The organism is Gordonia sp. DT30 (assembly GCF_049844915.1).
GTDB lineage: Bacteria > Actinomycetota > Actinomycetes > Mycobacteriales > Mycobacteriaceae > Gordonia.
In genome coordinates this window covers 1-396 of record NZ_JBNCLY010000088.1, presented here as the reverse complement: position 1 = coordinate 396, position 396 = coordinate 1, and the positions used below count along the sequence as shown (strand labels likewise).

The 396-nt window shown below is 66.9% G+C and carries 1 protein-coding gene; it reads left to right on the top strand.

Annotation, left to right across the window (positions count from 1 at the left end; translation table 11 throughout):
• Positions 1 to 285: transposase (locus ACLQ3C_RS21550; protein ID WP_425707128.1), on the top strand; the 285-nt coding region annotated here is incomplete at its 5' end.
• Positions 286 to 396 lie beyond the last annotated feature (111 nt).

Below are 396 nucleotides of genomic sequence, written 5' to 3'. Positions count from 1 at the left end.
GGCCTGACCAACCTGCCACTACACGGGTTCGAGCAGAACCGCATCTGGTGCGCCATCGTCGAGCTGGCCTGCGAGCTCCTGGCCTGGACCCAGCTCCTCGCGTTCACCGACCACCCGGCCCGCAGGTGGGAACCCAAACGGCTACGGCTGCAACTGTTCTCGATCGCCGCGAAACTCACCCGCCATGCGCGACGTACCCGCCTCAAACTCGCCGCCACCGCACCGAACCTGCAACTCCTCCTCGACGGAATCGCCAGACTCGCAACACTTCCCAACCCTGGCTGACCACACCAGCCGACCTGACCACAGACCAGAAAGGACACCCACCTCGGGGCCGTGAACCCCGACGCCCACCGACGCTCGGGCACCCACACACGGCCCGACCCCGGAAATCGG